An 18,319-nucleotide genomic window follows, 5' to 3' on the forward strand; every position below is an offset into this window, starting at 1 on the left:
TCAGGAGTCGTCATGCGCCTTGCGCATATTGAGTCGTCGATGGATTGGGGCGGGCAGGAGCTGCGCATTGTCGAGCAGACCGCCTGGTTGAATGCCCATGGCCACACGTGCTGGATTGTGGCGCGTCCGGGGGCTGCCATTCTTGCGCAAGCGAGAGCACGCGATTTGCCGGTGCTGGAGATGGAAATTCGCGGATCGATGAATCCTACGACCTTGCGATCTTTACGCCGTTTCATCCGTCAAGAGTGCATCGATCTAATCGATTGTCATGGCAATCGCGACAGCACGTACGGTGCTTATCTGAAGTGGTTTTACGGCATGCCGGTAGTACGCTCGCGCCATGTGACGGATCCGATCGGCGCTTCGGGCCTGAAAAAACTGGTCTGGCGCCATGGCAATCACGGTGTCATCGTGACGGCAGGGCGGATTCGCGAGATGCTGCAGCAGGATGGGCTGGCCGATCCCGACGATGTGTACGTTGCCGTGGCCGGGGTCGATGAACAGCGCTTTAACCCGGCGCTGGATGGCTCTGCCTTGCGGGAGCGGCTGGGCATTCCCTTGGATGCCAAGGTGATTGCCAATGTCGGCATGATCCGGCCCGATAAGGGACAATTGTTCTTCGTGCGCGCTTGCCAAGAAATGATCGCCGAGCGCGACGAGGTGTTTGCCATTCATTTGGGCGAAGCCACGGGGCAGACGCAAGTCTATAAACAGCAAGTGCTTGCCGAGGCTGCGAGCGAGATCGATAGTGGGCGGATTCGCTTCCTCGGATACCAGTCGGATATCGAGAATTGGCTCGCACTGGCCGACATCGTGGTGGTCGCCTCGATCGGCACCGAGGCGCAGACCCGCCTGGTGGCCCAGGCATTTCTGATGAAAAAGAACATCGTGGCCACCACGGTCGGCGGCTTGCCGGAGATGATCCGTCATGACGAAACCGGCTTGCTATGCGCTCCAGGCGACGCCGGCGCCTTGCGCCAAGCCGTGACGCGATTGCTGGATGATGCCGGATTGGCCGAAGCGTTGCGCGATGCCGCCTATCGGCACGCGTTGGCGCACATGTCGTTCGATTACATGATGCAGGGCATGTTGGCTTGCTATCGGCAGGCGCTGCAACGGGCGGGTAAGCGGCAGGCGGCAGCAACATGACAAAGCTCAGGATCGCGCATTTGATCGATCTTGACCGCGTGGGCGGCGTGGAGTCGATGTATGTCGATCTGATCAGTGCGCCGCCGCCCGCCGGATGGCGCATCGAGCATTATACCGTTGCGGATAGCCCGAACATCGCACCGCGCTTTCGTCAGTCCGTGCAGCAACATAGCCGAGCCTTGAGCTCACCCAAGGCATGGCATGGCATCAAGCTCCCCAGACGGCCGGCCGCCTTGCGTGCTCGCAACCGGTTAGCACAAATCCGCTCGATTCGGCCGGATATCGTGTTGGCTTGGAACCAGTTCACCGATTTTCATTTACCACCCGATTTTGCTTGTCCATTGGTGTACTACGAGCATGGCATGAGTTGGTATACCCACTCGCCGACGCAATTACAGGGCTTTTTTCCCTATGTCACCGCGGCGATTGCCGCCTCGCGGGCATCGGCGCGCATGCTGCAACTCAAGCACAACGTGGCGTTTCCCGTGACGGTTTGCCTCAATCCCTTGGCGCCAGGTCAGCGCCAGACGGGGGGCTCGGCAAGAGTTCTGCCGCAAGGCCGGCCTTTCCGTCTTGGCTTGGCCGCCAGACTGGTGCCGCTCAAGGCGGCTGGGCTGCTGGTTTTGACGATCAAGGTATTGCGGGAACGCGGTTGCGATGCCCAAGCGGTCATCGTGGGCGAAGGGTCGGAAATGCCGGCTATCGCTGAGCTGATCCGCAGGGAAAAACTAGAGCCGTATGTCAGCCTGCCTGGCCGATGCGATGCGATGGCATCGTTTTACCGCGATATCGATTTGTTTGTGCAGACGTCCATGCACGAATCTCTTTCGCTGGTGTGCCTGGAGGCGATGGCGCACGGCCTGCCCGTTATTTGCAGCCAGATAGACGGCATGCCTGAAGTCGTACCCCACGGCGTTGCCGGCCTTTGTCTGACGCCGGATATGACCGTCGAGGCGTATCAGGCACTGACCGGCGCCAGCACTCAATTTACCAGAACCGTTTATGATCCGGCGCTGGATCAAATCGTGCCGGCGCGATTGCTGCGGCCCGAAACTTTGGCGGATGCCGCTCAGTTCTTGCTAGGAGATGCCGCAAACTATGCGGCTTTCAGCGCAGGCGCCGTGGCTCATGCAGCCCAAGGGTTCGATTTCGATACTTACCAAGCCAGCCTTTATCGTGTCTTGGCCGATATCGCTGCGAAGTCTTGACGATATTCCGCCAACGTTTGGCCTTGGCATCGACCGGCCAGGTGTTGGAATAGTCCCGTCATATCGCGATACAGCTGTTCGATGCTCTCCGTGTCCGGAAAGGTCGGGCTGCCTCCAGGCATGAACTCCGATGAGTGCAGCATGAATTCCAGGTAGTTGCTGCCTGCGGCCAGAATGCGGTTGGAGAGCCCGATCATCTCGGCTTGATTGTTTCGCTTTGGCCGAAGCCAACTCATCGAATCGGGGCGGGTTTTGCCGCGCAGCTTGTCCAGCGTGCCGCGCACGGTACGTACCCAGCCAGGGTATTTCAGGCGCGTGCTCATCGGGATCTCCAACAGGGCCGAATTGCCTGGTCTGGCAATGTCTTCCATATCGATGAAGTAGGCCTGTTCCGGGAAGTGCCGATAGTCGGTGCCACCCTGGCCGTTGCGCGTGCCGAGCGTGCCGCGCCAGTCGATGTGCGGGGTGACCGAGCAGTCGACTTGGTAACCGTACTCCAGCAAAAGTTGTGCATAACGGCTGTCGAAGGCCCAGCGGCCGGCGCGATGGCTGAGCATTTTGACGCCGAAGGTGTCTTCCAGCAGCTTGGTCATATGATCGACCTTGGCGCGCATGACGCTGTCGGGATACTCGATCAAATAGGCCTTGTCGACACCGTGCTGATCGGTCTGGGGATGGTCGGGCGGGCTGTTCCAGGCGTGTAGATGCATGCCGATTTCCCCGCTGCCGCGGCGTACGATGTCCCGGCCAAACGCCTGAAATACCGGATCGACCGCCATTTCATGGTTGGTGAGATAGCAGGGTTTGAAACCGAATTGTTCGCATAGCAGCTGAAAACGTTCGAGAAAGCCGGCATTGTGCGTTGTGAGAGGGCCATTGCCCCATAGATTGTCGCCTTCGGTATCGATGGTGATCAGAAACGAAGCGGGCTTTTGCATCAAGGTGACTCCAATGACGATTCGGCCAGCGCCAGATAGGCGTCGACCACCGTGTTCAAGGCAAAGCGTGCCAGTGCGACTTCATCGATGATCGGCGGCGCATCGAGGACGCGCTGGATGCCCGCAGCAAGCGATGGCGCGTTGAGATCGCACAATCCTGTGACGAGGGGGCCTGTCAGAATGCTTTCCGGCCCGAAAGGGCAACGCGTGCTGACGACGGGCGTCCCGCAAGCCAGCGCCTCGACGAGCACATTGCCAAAACCTTCGCTGTCGGAGGATAGCACCAGCGCGCGGGCGGCGCGTAGCCAGGGGTAGGGGTTGTCCTGGAAACCGGCGAAAACGACCCGTTCGGCAATGCCCAAGTCGTCTGCCCATTTTTCAATCTGTTGCTTCTCGGCGGTACTCCCATCCCCTAGCAGCACCAACTTGCCTGAGAAGCCGGAATGCCGGAATGCGGCGAGCAGCCGGTCGTGACGCTTGATGGGGTGAAAACGACCGACATGTACCAGATAGTCTTCGCCTTCCATAGGACACGGCAGGGCCGCCAGTCGGCGGATGGTCTCCAGGTCGAATGGATTGGGGATGATCTGGCTGCCTTGCAGATATTCCGCGCCCAGCTGCGCGACATCTTGCGCCAACCCTGGAGACACCAGGATCAGGCGCCGCTGCCGGTAGGTCGCGGCGAGTTGGCGGCGCTTGAGCCAGCGCTTGAACCCCCGCTTATTGGCCAACTGTGTGGTCACTACCGCACCATGCAAGCAACTCCATGCCTTGGCCAGAGAGGGCGTGGCCGCTACGATGCGGTCGGTTTTGGGTAAGTTGGAAATGGATAAGTCGAACGGGTTGCCGGCCAGGTAAGAAGAGAGGGCGTGCTCAAGCTGACGGGCTCGTCGGCCGATTTCCAGTTGGCGCCGTAATGGGCCACGATAACTGTCGGCGACTTCCAGCATATCGACGCCATCTGGAATCGGAAAAGCGCGGGCGCTTCGCAGCGACACAATGGTGACGCGGTGTCCTCTCCGGGCGATACCGTCGGCCAATGTGAGGACGACGCGTTCCGCGCCGCCGCCTGCCAGACCGTCGATAATGAATCCGATGTGCATAAAGTCAGCCTCGCCTTGCCGCTTCTTCGTCCGGCAACAGCATATGGAGCGTCGCCTGCAACACGGCTCCGGTCGGGATAGCGGTCAGATAGCGTTGTCCGGTGTCGGTCCGTACATCGTCCGGGTCGATCATCGGGCCGAAGTCCGCCGCGTTGATCACGATCGAACGATTCATCCACGGATGCCACTCGTTGAGTTTACTTGGGCCGAATAGGGCGACCGTATCGGTTTGCAATGCCGCTGCCATATGCATGGGAACCGAATCGACGCCGATGAATAGTCTTGCATCATCGATCAGCGCCGCCAGGGTGTTGAGCGTGAGCGCCCCCGCCAGCGAATGTACGCGCGGAGAGTCGATCAGGTTCATGATGTTGCCGACCAGTTGCTGCTCTTGTGCGGAGGTGCCCCCGGTCACGATGACAGGCCAGCCATCGTCGGCCAACGCCTGGATGATCTCTGCGAAGCGCTCGTCCTCCCAGCATTTGAAAAACCAGCGTGCCGGTGGATGAACCACGATATAGGCGCCATGGACGCCCAGCGAGGCCAATTGCAGCCGAACCTGATCTCGGTCCTCCTGACTGACGGCCATGCAGCAACGCTTGTCCTGTTGGTCGACCACCAGCCCCAAGGCCTCAACCGCGCGCAGATTTTGTTCGACCGCATGCAGCGAGTTACTGGGCGCGATGTCGGCCAGCCGGGTAAAACACCGTTGCCAGTGCTTGTTACGTCTTTTGGGGTAGTCGAAGCCGACCGCTTCACTCGGGTTGAGCAGGCGTGTCAGCAATGCGCCATTCCATTGATCGGATAGATGGAGGATCCAATCGTAGCGGCGTCGAGCGAGCCGGCGGTACAGGCCGACGAGATGGCGCAGTTTCTGCCAGCCATGAAGATCGCGCGCCAGGCAATGCAGTTGGCTGATGTCTGGGTGGCGAGACAGCATGGGGGCTGTCTCGCGGTAGACTAAAACATCGATCTCGGCATTCGGGTAGTGGCTTTTCAGCGCGCGAACGACCGGTGTGCTGAGTAGCACGTCACCGTGATGCCGAAGCTTGATCAGCAAGATTCTAGTGGGCGCGGTTACGGCACTTACCATGAGACGATCCGCATCAATTTCGATTCGTTGGCCCAGCGCGTCTTGTACTCGGCTGAGTTGCGCCCAAACGAGTAACGGTGGGCCAAACCCAGCGACTGCGAGTTTTGCCATGTGTGTTCGACATTGGCCCAGGTCAGCACCGTGCCGGGGGACAAATCGTGGAAGGCGGGATCGACGCCGCCATTGATGTACTCCACGGAATAGAAACGGTCTGACTGGGTGGCGAACAATAGCTGAAAGGCGGCGGGGCGATCCTCGATCAGTAGGACATAGCCGTCGATATGCGCTCGCAGCGCCTGCAACATGACAGCGAGTTGCGCTTGGTTGGGTAACGGTTGCCCCCATCGTTTCTGATAGAGTTCGGCATAGATCCGTACCAGTTCTTCAGGAGCGTACTCTGCCGCCGGTTGCAAGCGTCCCTGGGATTTCAGGCAGCGATTCAACTCGCTTCTGCGGCGCCCTTTTTGCTTAGCCGACATGCCTTGCGGGCTGAGATCCTTGGCGAGGCAAATCGTGCGCCCGCGGTTACGTCCGCTTAGATTGATAAGCTGTCCAGCGTGCTCCGAGGAAACGTATTTGCCTCGAAAACAGAGCATGCCCTTGTAGGCCGGCCCAAGCGGCAGGATGACTTCCGGAGAGCCAAAGTCATATTGTCGATCTACGCCGAAATGTTCTAAAGCCGTTTTATCCCCAGCCAGGTAGTTGCCCCATGTCGCGACCGCTGCGAGCAGGTTTCCGGCGCGATCGTGTCGGCCAAGATATTGGGGCTTGCAGTCGCAATGCTCCTGGATGAACGCTAGAACCTTCGGATGGGTGATGACACTGCCACCGAAGCGATGCCAGGCAACGGCATAGGTATCGGGCGAAATGGGCTGCCAGCCAAGCGAGCGCAGGAATGCGGGCATGGTTTCTTCGGTTGTGTTGAAAGACCCGTGATTTTAGCGCATACCGCTTGGGTTCGAATAAAAAAACGACACCGGTCGAAGACCGGTGTCGGGTACTACTGACGTCAAGTGGATCTTCTTCAGGTATTGAATAGCGGGTTGCCCGGATCCATGTCGCGACCGTTGCGCTGGATCGTGCTCCATACCGCCTGGCCGCGCAGGGATTCCTGAACGTCGTGGGCCAACGAGCTGTAGGCACGCACATTGCCGTCCGTGGAATAGGCGCGCAGCAGTGTTACTTTGGCTGCGAGATTATCCGGTTCGTCGCGCAAGGCATCGCGCAGCACGCGAACCGCATCCTTGGTGCGACCGTAGGCCAGGAATACTTCGGCCTCCCCTACCGGGTCGATGCCGCGGTGGCGCGGCTTAGTATAACGAACGGTTCTCCAGATTTTCCGAGCACCGTAGAAAGCCAACATGCACCCCAAGCTGCTGGCCATTGCTGTGAGCCACATCATGCTAATCCCTCGTGCTTTGTGTTTGTTTTGTACACGATTATTTGGACGAACAAATGGAACTAGCAATCCGTAGAAATCCTTAGCACAAGGATGCTGCGTTGCGAAAAAAAAGTAATTGGCTCACTGGCTTAGCCGCGCGGAGAGGAAGGCGTCATGTCGATTGCATGACAGGGGGCGCGCGCGACGGGATTGCCAATGGAATGGCGGCTTATCTGGCCGGGTGTAGCGCTCCATCGGCAAGCAACGATATCAGTGTGCGCGCGATTGAATGTGCGGGCCGGAAAGTACGTCGTCCAGGATTGCCCTCGGCAAAGTCTCTTCAATCACAGCTTTACCGATTTGTTGCAACAATACCAACCGGATTTTTCCTTGATGGACCTTTTTATCGTGGCTCATCAGCGTCAACCATTGCTCGACGCCCAGATCCGGTGCTTGGATCGGCAAGCCGGCCGCCGAGATCAACGCCCGAATGCGCGCGAGATCGCTATCTTGCAACCAGCCCAATGCGTGGGAGGTGGCGGCGGCCAGTACCATGCCGGCCGCCACGGCCTCTCCGTGCAGCCAGGTGCCGAAGCCGAGGCCCGCCTCGATGGCGTGGCCGAAGGTATGCCCCAGGTTGAGCAGCGCTCGCACCCCGGTTTCTTTTTCATCCTGCCCGACAATGTCGGCTTTCATCTCGCAACAGCGACGTACCGCATATTCCAGTGCCGTCATGTCGCGTGCACGCAGCGCATCGATATGCGCTTCCAGCCATGCGAAAAATTCGGCATCGCCCAGTAGCCCGTATTTGATGACTTCCGCAAGACCGGCGCTGAGTTCGCGATCGGGCAGGGAGTCGAGCAGGCGCATGTCGGCGATGACCGCGCGCGGCTGATAAAACGCGCCGATCATGTTCTTGCCTTGCGGGTGATTGATGGCGGTCTTGCCGCCGACCGATGAATCGACCTGCGCGAGTAAGGTGGTGGGAATCTGGATGAACGGTACGCCACGCTGATAGCAGGCGGCGGCAAAGCCGGTCATGTCGCCGACCACGCCGCCGCCAAGGGCGATCAGCGTGGTACTGCGCTCGCAACGCTCGGCCAACAGTACGTCGAAGATATGGTTCAGTGTCTGCCAGTCTTTGTGATCTTCGCCGTCGGGCAGCACGATCGGCACGACGGCGATGCCACGGGTACGCAGCGCATCGACGAGCCTGGCCAAATACAGTGGCGCCACCACCTCGTTGGTGACGATGGCCACTTTGTCACTTGCCAAGAGCGGCAGCAGAAGATCGGGCTGATCCAGAAGGCCCTGTCCGATATGGATGGGATAGCCGGCATCGGGCAGCGTCAGGTTCAGCGTGATCATGTCAAGGCTTTCTGTGAAGGGAGAGGAGTTGTTCTTCCAATTGGTTGACCAGTGTATTGACGTTCTGCTGGGTGGTGTCGACGACCAGGTCGGCGATCTGGCGGTAGAGCGGGTCGCGCTCGGCGAATAGACTGGTCAGCTTGGCGCGTGGGTCTCCGGTGCGCAGCAAGGGGCGATTGCGGTCGAGTTGGGTGCGGGCCAGCAAATCGTCGATATTGGCGCGCAAGTAGATGACGGTACCGTGCTGCGACAGCAGGCGGCGATTCTGTTCGTTCAAAACGGCACCGCCGCCTGTTGCGAGGACGATGTTGTCGAGCAGAACCAGATCGGCGATCACGCTAGATTCGCGTTGGCGAAAACGCTGTTCGCCCTCGATATCGAAAATCGTTGCTACACGAACGCCGGTACGTGCCTCGATTTCTTGGTCGGAATCATAAAAGGTCTTGTCCGTCTTGCGTGCCAATGCCCGCCCGACGGTGGTTTTGCCGGCTCCCATGAGCCCGACCAGAAAAAAGTTGCCTGCCAGTTTTTCCATGTCGCCATTCTATCCGATGGTATGACAATCTGTCTTTGGACATTCTGGCAACGTCGATTTTCCTGCACTCAAGAGCGGGAAATGATCTGCGGGGTAATGAAAACCAGTAGTTCGCGCCGGCTGTGGCGTTTGGTCTTGCTGCTGAAGAGCGCACCCAGCAGGGGGATGTCGCCCAGGATCGGTACATGGTTGCGCAGATTGTGCTGTTCGTCGATATAGATCCCGCCCAGAACCACGGTCCCGCCGTTCTCGATTTGAACCGAGGTGCGGATGCGCTTGGTATCCACGGATGGCGCACCGAGCACCGACTGTTTGTAGTTCGGGGAGTCCTTGCTGATGTCGATCTCGATCCACAGACTACGCGCATCGGGAGCGATGACCGGTTTGACCTTCAGGCTCAACGCCGCCTTCTTGAATTCAACCGACGACACATCGCGAGAACCGCGGTGCGGGCGGCTGCGCGGGTAGGGAATTTCACTCCCTTCCTCGATCGAAGCTTCGCTGCGGTCTGCTGCCAACAACCGAGGACTGGAGACGACTTTACCCTGACCTTCGGCTTGCATGGCCTGCAACTCCAGACCGATCAAGGTGCCTGCGCTGGCGCGGAACAGGGCGGCGATCGAACCGAAGGGCGGTTGAATCGGCAGATTCACGCCGGCAGACAAGCCATCATGATCCGCGGTGCTGCCTGGCGTATCGTTGTCGCGCCAACCGGCAAGCGTGCTCGCACGATGCGCTATGTCCGGTACGCGCGCAAAGTGGAGCTTGCTGCCCAGCTCGCGGCTGAAAAAGTCATTGGCTTCGACGATGCGGGCCTCGATCATGACTTGGCGTAATGGCCGATCGGTGCTCTCGACGAATTGTTTGATTTTGTCGCCGCTCGAAGGGATATCGTGCACGAATAGCGTATTGCTGCCGGGGTCGACCAGCATGCTGCCCTTGTCGCTCAGCAAGCGTCCTTCTTCCAGCAATTTACGAACCTCAGCAGCCGGCCGGTGGCGTAAGGGAAAGGCGCGTACCTGGGGTGCGACCAAGGCTTGGCGTTGCTGGCCGGCTTCGAAGCGCTGTTTGTCTTGTCCGAGCAGCTCATCGCGTTTGGAGATATGCATGACCTTGCCGATGGTCTGCCGCTCAAGCCCTTTTGCCTGCAGGATCAGTTCGATGGCCTGATCCCAGCGCACCCCGTTCAGGCGTAGCGTGATCTGCCCTTTGACCGAATCGTTGACGATGATGTCTCGGCCGGCGTGATCCGCCAGCGCGTATAACGCGGTGCTGACCTCCATATTCTGAAAGTTGAGCGATAGCGGTGCCGCGCCGTTCGCCGCCATGGCGTTGGCGGTCAGCCAGCCCAGGTAGAACGATGCCATGCCTATTCGCCGGCTTCGGATCATGGTTGCTCCATGGTGAGGTGAGTTTCCTTACCCGGGGCGGCACCGACTGCCACTGAGGGCGTCAGCGTGATATGTCCTGCGCCGATTTGGGTGATTTGCCAACCGCCGTTGCCGATCAGACCACCCACCGCGACCAGGTGGATTCGCTGTAGAGGATCCAGCAATAAGGCTTTGCGGTTGCTTTGCTGGCTGATTGTGCCAACTAGTTTGAGGTCGACCAGCTCGAAAAGGCCGAGATCCTGGTGCGGAAGAGACGATAAGCCCTTGTCGGGGGCCAGCCGTTGCGGATCGAAAGGATTGCGTTGCTCAAGGCCGGTCTGAGCGGCGGCAAAGCCAGGCGACAGCGCCAACATGTACAGCCAATGTGCGGTCATGGTGAGATCTCGGGTGGGGAGGGGTGCAAACAAAGGATGCGCGCATGTAAATCCAAGCGCTGCCGGCCGGAAGCGCCGAGCTGCATGTGATCCATCGTCAGGGTTGACGGGTGCCGGCTCAATGCGACCGCAAAATCCTGCAGTTGGTCGAAAGTCCCTGTGGCGACCAACTGAGCCGAAGCAACCGTCAGTGCGCCGTGCGCCTGCTCGTCGACAGGTTCGCCGACGAGCGGCACCAAGCGATGGCGTCGGGCGATGTCTTTGACTTGTGCCATGTCGCAGCCCCACCGTATCGTTGCCAGGACGGCGGCATCCTGGGTTTTGTCGATCGGCTGCGGCGCAGAGGCGTGCTGCTCGCGGCGCCAGGTCTGTAGCGCATCGTGCAGCAACAGCCAGTACGCCAATGAGTAGCACAGCGTCGTCAGCACGATGAGGCTGGCCCCGCGTATACCCGGCGCTTGGTCGGGTAGCGTGCGCAGCCAGCGGCGCCAAGGCGAGGAGTGTTTCATGGCGTTTGCGCCGGGTGTTGCGACTCGGTGCGGGCTAGAACCAGGATGAAGTGCTGAACCGGGAGCGACTGATGCAGACCCGCAGAGGCTTCCTTATGGCTCAAGCGCCGGTAGCCGGTCTGTGTTTTCAGTACCTGTACGAGTTGCGGCAATCCGTCGGCGCGGCTGGCAAGCCCCGTCAGCGTGAGTTGCCTGTCTTCCTGTTTCAGCGATGTCAGCATGACGCCCGCGGGCGTGTGGTTTGCCAGCAATGTCAGCAACTCGGCGGCCTGTGCTCGGTTTGCCTGCCAGTGTTGCAGCCAGTTGGTATCGTATTCGGCGCGAGGGGGCGCCTCCTTATGAGCCATGGGGCGCAGATCCGGCGCCGGCAATACGGTGCGCATCGCCAATAGCGCGAATAAACCAAGACATTGCGGCACGGCCAGTGCCAGCCAGAATTGGCGCTGGCGTTGTCGCTGAGCGGCCTGGCGCGATCCGATGAGATTGAGTTCGATCCATGGGCGTCCGTGCGCTGCGCGGCTCACGGGCAGGCTCCCAGTGCCAGGCCAAGGGCGACGGACAATTCCGGCGCCCGTGCCGTGATGGGACGGCGATCCTCTTCGTGCGCCAAGCGGCAGCCGGCAAAGGGGTTGGTACAAAATCGGGTGGACGGTAGCCGAGACTGCAGGTCGGTCATCAAGGGCTGAACCGTTCCCACCGGGCCCGCCAGCATAAGCAGATCCGGTGGTTGCGCCGTTAGCCGCTCGCTCAATTCGGTGCCGTCTTGCGCCAGACCGATCTCCTGGGGCAGGTCGTCCGCCGGGGAGAGGGCGTACCAGGAGAAGCCCGCATCGCTTGCGTGAACCAATGTTCTGGCGATCGGACCCTGGCCCGTCCATGCTGGGGTATGGCTAAAAGCGGTGAGCAGCGCCAAGATATCGATCTGAACCTGTACCGCCTCCAGCCCCGCCAAGTCGAGCAACGCCAGCGACGTCTCCAGTAAAGCGCCGGGCACCGCGCCCACCAGAACCTGAGGGGGGTGATCCGAGCGCGCCGGCAGCGTGACCTCGGCGTAGATCAGATCGTCCGAGTGCCATGCCGGCTTTGGCCTTGTGCCATTGCCGGGGACGATGGGCAACAGGGCGAAACGGGCGGGAGGACTGGGGACGGACAGCACCACTTGTTTACCCGGCAGCGCCAAACGGTGCCAAGCATCGCTCAGTGCTTCGGCGGCCGCTTCGTGGTCGCCGGGGAACAGGGTGTGGTGGCTATGTCCCAATATGAGCGGGGAACTGGAAGATGTGCGATCCAGGTGGATCAACGTGAAACGATCGGCGCGCAATTCGAGGCCGATCGGCTCTGGCACGGCCGTCCGCCTGGCCAGTGCCACCAGTTTTTGCAGCAGCATGGTGTCGATCCTCCGCCTGACTGCACCCTCGGCAATCCGCGGCCGCACCAGGTTTTTATCTACAGGTCGTCACAAGTCGTATAATCCGTGTTTCAGCGAAATACTGGAAAACTATGTTTAAACGAATTTTTGCGATTCTGGCAGGGCTGTGTCTGGGTGGGGTGGTGCTGTCGGCCGGAGCCTTGGCGATAGCGATCATCATAACCTACCCCCGGCTGCCCAGCCTGGACGTGCTGACCGACTACCGGCCGAAAATCCCGCTGCGGGTTTATTCCGCGGACAATGTGCTGATCGGGGAATTCGGCGAGGAGCGTCGGTCGTTTCTGCGCATCCATGAGGTGCCGCAGCAGATGATCAATGCACTGCTGGCGGCCGAAGATGCGAATTTCTACCAGCATAGCGGGGTTGACTACTCGGGGGTGATGCGTGCCGCCATCGGCAACCTGCTGACCGGCCATGCCCGCTCGGGCGCCAGTACGATCACGATGCAGGTGGCCAAGAACTTCTTCTTGTCGAGCGAGAAGACGTTCACCCGAAAATTCAATGAAGCGCTGCTGGCGTTCAAGATCGAGCATGCCCTGTCGAAAGATCAGATCCTCGAGTTGTACATGAATCAGATCTACCTGGGGCAACGCGCCTACGGCTTCGGTGCTGCGGCACAGGCCTATTATGGGAAGAATCTGCAGGATCTGACTGTGGCGGAAATGGCCATGCTGGCAGGTTTGCCCAAGGCACCGTCCGCTTATAACCCGATCGTCAACCCGGATCGGGCTCGTCTGCGCCAGGAGTACGTTCTGCGCCGCATGAAGGAGCTGGGGTTCATCAACGACGCGCAATACGAACAAGCGATGGCGCAGAAGCTGGTGTTCGCCAACCAGGCCGACAGCAATGGCTTCCCGGCACAATACGTGGCCGAGATGGTGCGGCAGGCGATGTACGACCGGTTCCGTGAAAATGCCTATACCGAGGGCTATCGCGTCTATACCACCATCGACAGCCATCACCAGCAATGGGCTTACGATGCCTTGCGCGCCGGTTTGCTCGATTTCGACCACAAGCACGGCTATCGCGGCCCCGAGAGCTTCATCGACATGAACAACCTGCAGGGCGAGGATCTGAGCATGGCGCTGGATGACGCGCTCTCGGAGATTCGCGACAGCGGCGATATGCAGCCGGCCGTGGTGCAGTCGTCCAGCTCGAACGAAGTGCGTGCGTATATGCGTGGCGGCAAGATCGCCGTCATCAATGGCGCAGGGTTGGATTTCGCGCGTCGCGCACTGAGCAGTCGTGTCTCGGCTCAGCAGCAGATCCGTCCTGGTGCGGTGATCCGCGTCCGCGCCAACGAGAAGGGGTATTGGGAAATCGTGCAAATGCCGGAAATCGAGGGGGCATTCGTCTCGCTCGATACCCGGACCGGCGCCATCAAGTCGTTGGTCGGCGGTTTCGACTTCAATCGCCGCAGCTTTAACCACGTGACCCAGGCTTGGCGTCAACCGGGCTCGACGTTCAAGCCCTTCATCTATTCGGCGGCCATCGACCGCGGTTTGACCGCCTCGACCATGGTCAACGACGCCCCGTTCAGCTTCGACCCGCAAGACGGCTCCGGCAAGATGTGGACCCCGCAGAACGACGACGGCAAGTTCATGGGCATGATCACGATGCACCATGCATTGGCGTTGTCGCGTAACCTGGTGTCAGTGCGGATTCTGCAAGCGATCGGCACCGACTATGCCCAGCAGTACATCCAGCGTTTCGGCTTCTCGGCCAAGCAGCATCCGGCCTATCTGCCGATGGCGCTGGGCGCGGGTTCGGTCACGCCGTTGCAGATGGCCGAGGGTTATGCCGCGCTGGCCAACGGTGGCTACCGTACCCACGCCTATTTCATCGATCGCATCGAAGATGCGTCGAACCGGGTGTTGGCCAAGACGCAAGCCGTTGTGGCCGGCCAAGGCGGCACGCCGGTGATCGATCCGCGCAATGCCTTTATCATGACCAATATGATGAAGGACGTGATCCGCTACGGTACCGGGACCCGGGCCTTGGTGCTGGGGCGCAGCGATATCGCCGGCAAGACCGGTACCACCAGCGACTTCAAGGACGCCTGGTTCGTCGGCTTCAATCCCGGCCTGGTCGCCGCCACCTGGGTCGGCTACGACCAGCCGCGTAGCCTGGGCCGTTACGGCTATGGTGGCACGGCGGCGCTGCCGATCTGGATCAACTACATGGCCAACGCCCTGAAGAAGGAGCCGGAAGTCGAGCTGCCGATGCCGTCGGGTATTACGGTCAAGGCCGGGGCTGGGTTGCATGGCGGCGACGAGTATTACTACGACGAGTTCCAGACGCCGAATCCGGATATCAAGCTCAACAACCACGGCACGGTGCCGGTGGCCCCGAACGCTTCGGATGCGCAGAACGGTTCTGATCAGCCCAAGACCGATACGCCGCCGCCAGCCGATGCGGTCGAGAAGGTCAAGGACCAGCTATTCTGATGTTTGTCTGACAGCGCCCCCGGAAACGGGGGTGTTTTTTTGCTGTCGGCAAGTTGTCATCAAGATTTGCTCAGGTTGTTTGAGTACCCTGCATGCACCAAAAACATGAGCGGGGCAGAACAGATGATGAGCACAATTGTGGTGATCGACGATCACCCACCCATTCGAATGGCGCTGAAGACGTACCTTGAACAGGATGGCCGCTGTCGCGTGGTGGGGGAGAGCGGCGGTGCGGAGGCTTTGTCCATCGTGCGCCAGCATGTACCGGACTTGGTGATCATGGACTTGGCGTTGTTCTCCTTCGACGGGCTGGGCCTGATCCGACAGATCTGCCTGGTGGATAAGAAAATCCGGGTGCTGGTACTCAGCTCCCGGGAGGAGAAAATCTATGTGACCCGGGCCGCCGAGCAGGGGGCCTGCGGTTACATCAGCAAGGCCAGTTCGATGCAGGAGATCCTGTATGCCGTACAGCTGGTGCGATCCGGCTATCGTTGTTTCCCGGTCGGCAGCCAACAGGTGACCCAGGATGTCCCGGTGTTGAGCCGGCGCGAGTTGGCGGTGCTGCGCTTCATTGCCGGCGGCAGCCGGAACAAGGAAATCGCCTCGGCGTTGTGTATCAGTCCAAAGACCGTCAGCACTTACAAGATGCGCCTGCTGACCAAGTTGAATCTCAAAACGACGCTCGATCTCGCCGAATATGCCCGCATGAATGGCTTGGCCTGATGTTGGCCGTCCCTAGGCGGACGGCCCTGTTCTCGCAAACTCAGAACAAACCGTTGTTGTAGTCGTTGAACGCTTGCTCCAACTCGGCGCGCGTATTCATGACGAACGGCCCCCATTGGGCGATCGGTTCTTCGATCGGTCGCCCGGCGATCAGCAGCAGCCGGCTTGCCTCTTGGGCGCGTAGCCAGACGGCGAGCCGGCCGGGCCCATGATCCAGGACTGCCATCGTGCCCTTGCCGACCGCGCGCTGATTGCCGCCAACCAACGCACGGCCTTCGTATACATACAAAAAGGCGCGATAACCTTCGGGGACGGGCAGAACGACCTCCGTGCCCTCTGCCAGCGAAATATCCAGGTACTGCGGGTCGGTGGCGATACCGCCCACAGCGCCCTGCTGACCATCGAGCATACCGGCGATCAGTCGGACATCGACGCCTGGCGCCGGCGATAAGCGGGGAATATCGGCGGCGGCGATGCCACGGTAGCGCGGATCGGTCATTTTCTCGCGCGCCGGCAAATTGACCCACAATTGGAACCCGCGCATGCGGCCTTCCGCCTGTTCCGGCATTTCCGAATGCACCACGCCGCGGCCTGCGGTCATCCACTGCACATCGCCCGGTCCAAGCACGCCTTCGTTGCCGACGCTATCGCGGTGGCGCATACGTCCTTCGAGCATATAAGTCACCGTTTCGAAACCCCGGTGCGGATGTTCAGGGAAGCCGGCAATATAATCGCCAGGTGTGTCGGAGCCGAACTCGTCCAGCATCAGGAATGGATCCAGGCGCTGCTGCAGCGGCTGCGTCAGAATGCGGCTGAGCTTGACGCCGGCGCCATCGGATACGCTCATCCCGGTATGCAGGCTTTCTACTTCACGGAATGCGTCAGTGTTTTTCATCATGTTCTCCAGGCGGTGTTTATATGTATCGATTATCTGTCTTGAATAATCGATAAAAAAGCGCAATTATTGGCTTTTAATGTTCGAATAAATCGATATGAATTTGCCGCGCACCCGAGCCGCGCAATGGCGCATGTTGCAGGCGGTGGTCGATCTGGGGGGCTTTGCCCAGGCCGCCAGCGCATTGCACCGCAGTCAATCGTCGATCAGTCATGCGGTGGCGACGTTGCAGCAACAGTTGGGGGTGGTGCTACTGGCGCCGGAAGGGCGGCGCATGGTTCTGACGCCGGCCGGCAGCGCGCTATTGCGAGATGCGCGTCAATGGCTGGCGGGATTGGAGCGGTTGGAAGCGCGAGCGCAGAAGCTGCGGCAGGGTTGGGAGAGCGAAGTGCGTTTGGCGGTGGATAGCTTGTTCCCCACCGAAACGCTGTTGCGGATCTTGCGGCGCTTTGCCGATCAATGTGGCGAAACCCGGCTGCAGCTACATGAAGTCGTGATGTCGGGCGCGGACGACGCGCTCTATGCCGGCCAGGTCGACTTGGCCATCGCCACCCGGGTGCCGAGCGGCTTTCTAGGCGATTGGCTATTCGACGCCGAATTTCAAGCCGTGGCAGCGCCGTCGCATCCGCTGTTGGCGTTGGGTCGGGCCATCGAGGCCGACGATCTGGCGCAGCATACGCAAGTGGTGGTGCGCGACTCGGGGGAAACGGCGCCGCGCGATGCCGGCTGGCTCGGCGCGCGTCAGCGCTGGACGGTCAGCAAACAAGAAACCTCGCAAGCCGCGGTGCTGTCCGGATTGGCCTATGCCTGGTTACCGACTAGCGGCATCGCCGCGGAACTGGCGGATGGCCGGCTTCGGCCGCTGCCTTTGTCGAGCGGGGGGACGCGTAAGATGCCGGTTTTTCTGATCGTGGCCGATCCGGCGGCTGCCGGTCCGGCCACGCAAAGCCTGGCGCAGTGGATTCGCGCCGAAGGGGAACAACAAGGTTCGACGAAGGCTTAGTCGTCGATGATGTGATCGAAACGCACATCGGCGCCCAGTACGCCTAGCAGCTCGCCCGCCGGGTTGAACAGCGGAGCCGCAACCGTAAAGCCGTAGTTGCCGGTTACGATAGAGCGATAGATATCGGACACGAATAATGCCCGGCGCCGCGTGGCTTCCTGGAACCAACGGCGCTGATTGCAGTTGAAACCGAACGATTCCGTCCCCAGACCATCGGTCGAGACATCCGAGGTGATTTGAATACCGCTCTTATCGGTGGCGTAGCAGATTTCCAGCGCCGGCAGCCGACGACACAACCCGGCCAGCTTGCTTTCCAGATCTCCCCGCTCCATGCGGGTCAACTGCCACTGTGCGATCGATTCCTCCACGCCTTGGCGGATGCGTTGATGACCGGCAAAGCGGAACTCGCCGACCTCGGTCAGTAGCAAGTCGCACTGTTCGCTCATTTGCGTCGCGCTGGCCGCCAGGGCGTGTGCGCCTTCCAGCTGCAGTTGCGAGCTTTCCACCACCGCGCCGATCTGATCGGTGATCGCACGCACTTTCTCGTTTTGCGCGCTGCTGGCCTCGGCAATGACCTGGACATTTTTGATCAGGGTGTTGATGTCGCGCGAGGCGGCCTCGATCGAGTCGCCGGCCTGTTGCGAGACCGAGATGCCGGTATGCACCTGCTCGGCCATCGCGACCATGGTCTCGCTCGACGTGGTGACTTGTTCCTGGATCGTCGCCAGCAACTCTTCCACATTCTGCGTGGCCGACATGGTCTGGTCGGCCAA

The 18,319-nt window shown here is 60.3% G+C and carries 19 protein-coding genes; 5 read left to right on the forward strand and 14 right to left on the reverse strand.

What is annotated here, in order from left to right; genetic code table 11:
• Positions 1 to 12: 12 nt before the first annotated feature.
• Both DFP86_RS06715 and DFP86_RS06720 read left to right on the forward strand, forming a co-directional pair.
• The gene (locus DFP86_RS06715; RefSeq protein ID WP_133679435.1) at positions 13 to 1,149 is read left to right on the forward strand and encodes a glycosyltransferase family 4 protein; all 1,137 of its coding nucleotides are present in this window, start codon (positions 13 to 15) and stop codon (positions 1,147 to 1,149) included.
• The gene (locus tag DFP86_RS06720) at positions 1,146 to 2,357 is read left to right on the forward strand and encodes a glycosyltransferase family 4 protein (RefSeq protein WP_133679437.1); all 1,212 of its coding nucleotides are present in this window, start codon (positions 1,146 to 1,148) and stop codon (positions 2,355 to 2,357) included. The genes DFP86_RS06715 and DFP86_RS06720 overlap by 4 nt, the downstream gene beginning before the upstream one ends.
• On the opposite strand, the gene DFP86_RS06725 is transcribed toward DFP86_RS06720, so the two are convergent.
• The 12 genes from DFP86_RS06725 to DFP86_RS19270 form a co-directional block, all read right to left on the reverse strand.
• Positions 2,321 to 3,295 (reverse strand): polysaccharide deacetylase family protein, encoded by a 975-nt coding sequence (locus tag DFP86_RS06725; protein WP_133679438.1) that lies wholly within the window; start codon positions 3,293 to 3,295, stop codon positions 2,321 to 2,323. The two genes, DFP86_RS06720 and DFP86_RS06725, sit on opposite strands and share 37 nt — an antisense overlap.
• The gene (locus tag DFP86_RS06730) at positions 3,295 to 4,398 is read right to left on the reverse strand and encodes a glycosyltransferase (protein WP_133679440.1); all 1,104 of its coding nucleotides are present in this window, start codon (positions 4,396 to 4,398) and stop codon (positions 3,295 to 3,297) included. Before DFP86_RS06730 ends, DFP86_RS06725 begins: the two co-directional genes overlap by 1 nt.
• A gap of 4 nt (positions 4,399 to 4,402) precedes the next feature.
• Positions 4,403 to 5,491 carry a putative lipopolysaccharide heptosyltransferase III gene (gene rfaQ / locus DFP86_RS06735; protein ID WP_133679442.1) on the reverse strand — a complete coding sequence of 363 codons (1,089 nt, stop codon included), beginning with the start codon at positions 5,489 to 5,491 and terminating at the stop codon, positions 4,403 to 4,405.
• The gene (locus DFP86_RS06740; protein WP_133679444.1) at positions 5,485 to 6,396 is read right to left on the reverse strand and encodes a GNAT family N-acetyltransferase; all 912 of its coding nucleotides are present in this window, start codon (positions 6,394 to 6,396) and stop codon (positions 5,485 to 5,487) included. Before DFP86_RS06740 ends, rfaQ begins: the two co-directional genes overlap by 7 nt.
• Positions 6,397 to 6,515: 119 nt before the next feature.
• Positions 6,516 to 6,893 (reverse strand): type IV pilus assembly protein FimV, encoded by a 378-nt coding sequence (locus DFP86_RS06745; RefSeq protein ID WP_243729323.1) that lies wholly within the window; start codon positions 6,891 to 6,893, stop codon positions 6,516 to 6,518.
• A gap of 249 nt (positions 6,894 to 7,142) precedes the next feature.
• Positions 7,143 to 8,240, reverse strand: a complete 1,098-nt coding sequence (gene aroB, locus DFP86_RS06750; protein WP_133679446.1) for a 3-dehydroquinate synthase — start codon at positions 8,238 to 8,240, stop codon at positions 7,143 to 7,145.
• A gap of 1 nt (position 8,241) precedes the next feature.
• Positions 8,242 to 8,775, reverse strand: coding sequence for a shikimate kinase AroK (gene aroK / locus DFP86_RS06755; protein WP_208108245.1), 534 nt, complete (start codon positions 8,773 to 8,775; stop codon positions 8,242 to 8,244).
• Positions 8,776 to 8,843: 68 nt separating this feature from the next.
• Positions 8,844 to 10,166 carry a type IV pilus secretin PilQ gene (locus tag DFP86_RS06760; protein ID WP_133679448.1) on the reverse strand — a complete coding sequence of 441 codons (1,323 nt, stop codon included), beginning with the start codon at positions 10,164 to 10,166 and terminating at the stop codon, positions 8,844 to 8,846.
• Positions 10,163 to 10,540, reverse strand: coding sequence for a pilus assembly protein PilP (locus DFP86_RS06765; RefSeq protein ID WP_133679450.1), 378 nt, complete (start codon positions 10,538 to 10,540; stop codon positions 10,163 to 10,165). Before DFP86_RS06765 ends, DFP86_RS06760 begins: the two co-directional genes overlap by 4 nt.
• A complete protein-coding gene (locus tag DFP86_RS06770; protein ID WP_133679453.1) occupies positions 10,537 to 11,049 on the reverse strand; it encodes a hypothetical protein in 513 nt (170 codons plus the stop codon). The genes DFP86_RS06765 and DFP86_RS06770 overlap by 4 nt, the downstream gene beginning before the upstream one ends.
• Entirely contained in the window at positions 11,046 to 11,573 is a 528-nt protein-coding gene (locus DFP86_RS19265; protein WP_166642179.1) for a PilN domain-containing protein, read from the reverse strand. Before DFP86_RS19265 ends, DFP86_RS06770 begins: the two co-directional genes overlap by 4 nt.
• Positions 11,570 to 12,436 (reverse strand): type IV pilus biogenesis protein PilM, encoded by an 867-nt coding sequence (locus DFP86_RS19270; protein WP_166642180.1) that lies wholly within the window; start codon positions 12,434 to 12,436, stop codon positions 11,570 to 11,572. Before DFP86_RS19270 ends, DFP86_RS19265 begins: the two co-directional genes overlap by 4 nt.
• Positions 12,437 to 12,549: 113 nt before the next feature.
• Here DFP86_RS19270 and DFP86_RS06780 point away from each other — a divergent pair, with 113 nt between their 5' ends.
• Entirely contained in the window at positions 12,550 to 14,925 is a 2,376-nt protein-coding gene (locus DFP86_RS06780) for a penicillin-binding protein 1A (RefSeq protein WP_133679457.1), read from the forward strand.
• Between the two features lie 123 nt (positions 14,926 to 15,048).
• Complete coding sequence (locus DFP86_RS06785; RefSeq protein WP_166642181.1) at positions 15,049 to 15,648, forward strand: response regulator transcription factor; 600 nt, start codon at positions 15,049 to 15,051, stop codon at positions 15,646 to 15,648.
• A 40-nt stretch (positions 15,649 to 15,688) separates the two neighbouring features.
• On the opposite strand, the gene DFP86_RS06790 is transcribed toward DFP86_RS06785, so the two are convergent.
• Positions 15,689 to 16,543, reverse strand: coding sequence for a pirin family protein (locus tag DFP86_RS06790; RefSeq protein WP_243729324.1), 855 nt, complete (start codon positions 16,541 to 16,543; stop codon positions 15,689 to 15,691).
• Positions 16,544 to 16,640: 97 nt separating this feature from the next.
• Here DFP86_RS06790 and DFP86_RS06795 point away from each other — a divergent pair, with 97 nt between their 5' ends.
• Positions 16,641 to 17,546, forward strand: coding sequence for a LysR family transcriptional regulator (locus DFP86_RS06795; RefSeq protein WP_133679463.1), 906 nt, complete (start codon positions 16,641 to 16,643; stop codon positions 17,544 to 17,546).
• Here the strand turns inward: DFP86_RS06795 and DFP86_RS06800 are convergent.
• Positions 17,543 to 18,319: methyl-accepting chemotaxis protein (locus tag DFP86_RS06800; protein WP_208108246.1), on the reverse strand; the 777-nt coding region annotated here is incomplete at its 5' end. The genes DFP86_RS06795 and DFP86_RS06800 overlap by 4 nt on opposite strands.

Source organism: Paludibacterium purpuratum (assembly GCF_004363805.1).
Taxonomy (GTDB): domain Bacteria; phylum Pseudomonadota; class Gammaproteobacteria; order Burkholderiales; family Chromobacteriaceae; genus Paludibacterium; species Paludibacterium purpuratum.

Excerpts from the sequence above, each read along its gene's own strand:
- DFP86_RS06715 (WP_133679435.1), top strand. The coding sequence starts at position 13 with ATGCGCCTTGCGCATATTGAGTCGTCGATGGATTGGGGCGGGCAGGAG.
- DFP86_RS06720 (WP_133679437.1), top strand. The coding sequence starts at position 1,146 with ATGACAAAGCTCAGGATCGCGCATTTGATCGATCTTGACCGCGTGGGC.
- DFP86_RS06725 (WP_133679438.1), bottom strand. The coding sequence starts at position 3,295 with ATGCAAAAGCCCGCTTCGTTTCTGATCACCATCGATACCGAAGGCGAC.
- DFP86_RS06730 (WP_133679440.1), bottom strand. The coding sequence starts at position 4,398 with ATGCACATCGGATTCATTATCGACGGTCTGGCAGGCGGCGGCGCGGAA.
- rfaQ (WP_133679442.1), bottom strand. The coding sequence starts at position 5,491 with ATGGTAAGTGCCGTAACCGCGCCCACTAGAATCTTGCTGATCAAGCTT.
- DFP86_RS06740 (WP_133679444.1), bottom strand. The coding sequence starts at position 6,396 with ATGCCCGCATTCCTGCGCTCGCTTGGCTGGCAGCCCATTTCGCCCGAT.
- DFP86_RS06745 (WP_243729323.1), bottom strand. The coding sequence starts at position 6,893 with ATGATGTGGCTCACAGCAATGGCCAGCAGCTTGGGGTGCATGTTGGCT.
- aroB (WP_133679446.1), bottom strand. The coding sequence starts at position 8,240 with ATGATCACGCTGAACCTGACGCTGCCCGATGCCGGCTATCCCATCCAT.
- aroK (WP_208108245.1), bottom strand. The coding sequence starts at position 8,775 with ATGGAAAAACTGGCAGGCAACTTTTTTCTGGTCGGGCTCATGGGAGCC.
- DFP86_RS06760 (WP_133679448.1), bottom strand. The coding sequence starts at position 10,166 with ATGATCCGAAGCCGGCGAATAGGCATGGCATCGTTCTACCTGGGCTGG.
- DFP86_RS06765 (WP_133679450.1), bottom strand. The coding sequence starts at position 10,540 with ATGACCGCACATTGGCTGTACATGTTGGCGCTGTCGCCTGGCTTTGCC.
- DFP86_RS06770 (WP_133679453.1), bottom strand. The coding sequence starts at position 11,049 with ATGAAACACTCCTCGCCTTGGCGCCGCTGGCTGCGCACGCTACCCGAC.
- DFP86_RS19270 (WP_166642180.1), bottom strand. The coding sequence starts at position 12,436 with ATGCTGCTGCAAAAACTGGTGGCACTGGCCAGGCGGACGGCCGTGCCA.
- DFP86_RS06780 (WP_133679457.1), top strand. The coding sequence starts at position 12,550 with ATGTTTAAACGAATTTTTGCGATTCTGGCAGGGCTGTGTCTGGGTGGG.
- DFP86_RS06785 (WP_166642181.1), top strand. The coding sequence starts at position 15,049 with ATGATGAGCACAATTGTGGTGATCGACGATCACCCACCCATTCGAATG.
- DFP86_RS06790 (WP_243729324.1), bottom strand. The coding sequence starts at position 16,543 with ATGAAAAACACTGACGCATTCCGTGAAGTAGAAAGCCTGCATACCGGG.
- DFP86_RS06795 (WP_133679463.1), top strand. The coding sequence starts at position 16,641 with ATGAATTTGCCGCGCACCCGAGCCGCGCAATGGCGCATGTTGCAGGCG.